Origin of the sequence: Vibrio sp. 10N.222.46.A1, from assembly GCF_041473595.1 — a bacterium.
GTDB lineage: Bacteria > Pseudomonadota > Gammaproteobacteria > Enterobacterales > Vibrionaceae > Vibrio > Vibrio tasmaniensis_A.
The window spans coordinates 1-803 of the sequence record NZ_JBFRSN010000990.1; the positions used below are offsets into that span (position 1 = coordinate 1).

1 protein-coding gene is annotated in these 803 nt (G+C 40.8%); it reads left to right on the top strand.

What is annotated here, in order from left to right; genetic code table 11:
* The coding region (locus AB4496_RS22945; protein WP_372132084.1) for a type VI secretion system contractile sheath domain-containing protein at positions 1-803 on the top strand (803 nt) is incomplete at both ends.

Here is an 803-nt window from a genome sequence, read left to right on the forward strand (position 1 = left end):
ATACAGATAATACCTTTATAAAAGAGGCTTTATCTCTATTATCTGAGCTAGACCAACACTCTTTACGCTCTAAATCCTCATTGATTTCATTGATATCCACACTAATATCGAAGATTGATACTGCACTCAGTTTACAGCTCGATGCAATAATTCATGAGCCTGATTTTCAAAAGTTAGAACGCAACTGGTTAAGTCTTCAGCAACTTGTATCTTTGCCCATAAGCTACCAAAGAGCTCATGTAAAATTACTCGATATGAATTGGACTGAGATATCCAGCGATGTCAATCAAGCGTACTCAACAAAATCCAGCGATTTGTATAACAAGATAGGTAATAGCGAGCTAAATACTTTAGGGGGTCACCCCTTTGGATGCATCACATTTAGCCACCCTATCTCGATGGACATCGATTTTGATGCCAATTATGACGACCTATTTACCGTAGAACTGTTAGGTAAATTAGGAGAAGCGACGCTTTGCCCGATGCTTTTCTCTCCAGTACCAACGTTTTTTGGTGAAAATGGTGCAGACTGGCTCTCTGATATAACGCGAATCAATAAAATTCTATCCGGTCCTGATTTCAAAGCATGGCAAGACCTACGCAGTAAACCAAGTTCACGCTTTATTGGCATGGCGCTACCTCAGGTTCGTCTTCGTGATGCATACAAAAATCGACGAGTCGGCTTTGTTTATAATGAACAAGGCAAAGGCTCATGGGGCTTAGCCAATATGGTACTAGCTACTACAATCATGCGGGAATTTCATCGTGTGAACTGGTTCGGTTTTCTGAAGTCTCGCTGGAAT